The sequence below is a fragment of the Corallococcus sp. 4LFB genome (assembly GCF_046520365.1).
Classification (GTDB): domain Bacteria; phylum Myxococcota; class Myxococcia; order Myxococcales; family Myxococcaceae; genus Corallococcus; species Corallococcus caeni.
In genome coordinates this window covers 1-2,061 of the sequence record NZ_JBKGHJ010000859.1, presented here as the reverse complement: position 1 = coordinate 2,061, position 2,061 = coordinate 1, and the positions used below count along the sequence as shown (strand labels likewise).

The following is a 2,061-nucleotide window of genomic DNA, read 5'->3' as shown; positions in this document are numbered from 1 at the left end:
CCGGCGGCGCGGGCGCCCATCCGCCGTCCTAGGCGCGCGTGATGCGCGAGCTGGCGGTGGCGGCGGCGTGCCCGCGTCCGCGTGCGTGCTGGAGGAGGACAGCCACTCCACGCAAGGCAACGCGCGGTTCAGCGCGCGGCTGCTGCGGGAGCGCGGGGCCCGCCGCGTGGTGGTGGTCTCCGACCCGTATCACCTGCTGCGCGCGCGGCAGTGCTTCCGGCGCGAAGGGCTGGAGGTGGCCACCAGCCCGGCGCGCATCGACGGGCGGATGCGCGCGTGGGACCGGCGGTACTGGACGGTGCGCGAGGCGTTCGCGCTGCTCCTGCACCCGCGCCTCCTGCTGGCGCGGGCGCCGGGCGGGCGCTGAGGCTTCAGGTGCCCGACGCGGGGGCGTCCGGCGCGGGTGTGTCCAGCTTGAGGAGCACCTTCTCCAGGACGCGGAAGAGGGCCTGGCGGTCCTCGGGGTCGAGCATGCCCATGACGACGCCCATCGCGCGGTGCATGGAGCGGTCGAGCTTGGCGAAGGTCTGCTTCCCCTTGTCGGTGAGCCGGCAGCGCACGACGCGTCGGTCGGTCTCTCCGCGTTCGCGTTGCAGGTGGCCTTCGCGTTCCAGACGGTCCACGACGCCGGTGACGGTCTTCTCGGTGACGCCCAGTCGCTTGGCCAGCTCGCCCATGGTGAGCGAGCCATCCAGGCCCAGCCACAGCAGGGCGTGCACCTGGGGCGGCGTGAACTGGAGCTGCTCGCAGGTGCTGGCGATGGGATCACGGAGCGAACGGCGACGGCCCAGCGAGAACATCAACTCCTGGATGCGGTCGACGTCCTTCGAGAGCGCTTCATCCTCTTTATGGATATTCCGTGACACAGAGTATTCATTAGCGGCGAGGTGCGTGCGGGTCAACTTGTAGGCTGCGAAGGACACCCGGAGGTGCGTGCGATGCGACGTGCATGGTGGGGGCTGTTGCTGGCGTGGGTGTCGGTGTCGTCGGCGCGGGCGGAGGAGGTGCTGGTGTTCGCGGCGGCGAGCACGACGGAGGCGCTCCAGGCGCTCGCGCCCGCGGGGCTCGCGGCGCTGGCGGCCTTGGAGGTGGGCTCCGCGGCTTGACAGGGCGCGCGCGGGCAACGGATTTAACGGCCCGCGGGGGGTGTACGGACGCGGGCGTGGGAAGTAGCTTCCCTCCGCCGATGTCGACCCGTCCTGTTCGCGCACTCCTCTTCCTGGCGTTCCTGTCCACGGCGGCCCGGGCCGCTGCTCCGGAACCCGTCCCCGGGCTGACCGCCTCGCCCGTGCTGCCCACCGCTCCGGCCCAGGCCGCCGCGCCGGCGCCCGCGCCCCGCCGCACCGTGCTGCTGCTGGGCGACAGCCTCATCGCCACGGGCTTCGGCGAGTACCTCCAGAACCAGCTCGCCGCGCACCCGCGGATCCGCTGCGAGCGCCGCGCGAAGTCGTCCACGGGCCTCGCGCGCCCGGACTTCTTCGACTGGCTGGAGGTCGGTCAGCAGGAGGTGCGGCAGCACCAGCCGGACGTCGTGGTGGTCATCCTGGGCGGCAACGACGGGCAGGCCTGCACACGCGGCAGGGGCGCGCCACCGTCGCCTGGGGCAAGCCGGACTGGCAGGGGGAGTACCGCCAGCGGCTGACGGACTTCGTGACCGCCATCTCCGCGCCGGGCCGCAAGATTATCTGGCTGGAGCTGCCCGCCACGAGCCTCCACCGCTTCGAGCAGAAGCTCACGCTGATCCGCGACCTGCAGCGCGAGGTCGTCGCCGGACGCGAGGACGCCGTGCACCTGGAGACGCGGCCCTTCTTCACCGACGCGCGCGGCAAGGCGCTGAAGCAGGCCCGCGTGGAGGGCTTCCGCAAGCCCATGCGCCTGCGCATGACGGACGGCGTCCACTTCACCGTGGCCGGCGGGCGCTACTTCGCGAACAAGGTGTACCCGCAGGTGCTGGGCGTGCTGGGCCTGGAGGCCCCGGAGTCCGGGGAGCAGCACACCGCGCGCCCCGCCGCCCCCGCTGGTGAAGACGGCGGCGCTGCGGGCCTCGGCTCCGGCCGCGCC

The 2,061-nt window shown here is 73.0% G+C and carries 4 protein-coding genes and 1 pseudogene; 4 read left to right on the top strand and 1 reads right to left on the bottom strand.

The window, feature by feature from the left end; translation table 11 throughout:
* Window positions 1–367 (top strand): YdcF family protein (locus tag ACLEQD_RS42050; RefSeq protein ID WP_410391557.1); only part of this gene is annotated, 367 nt, incomplete at its 5' end.
* Between the two features lie 4 nt (window positions 368–371).
* On the opposite strand, the gene ACLEQD_RS42045 is transcribed toward ACLEQD_RS42050, so the two are convergent.
* Entirely contained in the window at window positions 372–866 is a 495-nt protein-coding gene (locus ACLEQD_RS42045) for a MarR family winged helix-turn-helix transcriptional regulator (RefSeq protein ID WP_410391555.1), read from the bottom strand.
* 72 nt (window positions 867–938) lie between these two features.
* Between ACLEQD_RS42045 and ACLEQD_RS42040 the strand changes: the two genes are divergently transcribed.
* From ACLEQD_RS42040 to ACLEQD_RS42030, 3 genes and pseudogenes are all read left to right on the top strand, one after another.
* On the top strand, window positions 939–1,106 hold the full coding sequence (locus tag ACLEQD_RS42040) for a hypothetical protein (RefSeq protein ID WP_410391553.1): 168 nt from the start codon (window positions 939–941) through the stop codon (window positions 1,104–1,106).
* Window positions 1,107–1,186: 80 nt separating this feature from the next.
* A complete protein-coding gene (locus tag ACLEQD_RS42035; RefSeq protein ID WP_410391551.1) occupies window positions 1,187–1,642 on the top strand; it encodes a hypothetical protein in 456 nt (151 codons plus the stop codon).
* Between the two features lie 8 nt (window positions 1,643–1,650).
* A pseudogene (locus ACLEQD_RS42030) lies at window positions 1,651–2,061 on the top strand (hypothetical protein); the annotation flags it as partial.

What these genes read in the sequence shown, in the direction of transcription:
- ACLEQD_RS42040 (WP_410391553.1), top strand. Translation starts at nt 939, where the DNA reads ATGCGACGTGCATGGTGGGGGCTGTTGCTGGCGTGGGTGTCGGTGTCG.
- ACLEQD_RS42035 (WP_410391551.1), top strand. Translation starts at nt 1,187, where the DNA reads ATGTCGACCCGTCCTGTTCGCGCACTCCTCTTCCTGGCGTTCCTGTCC.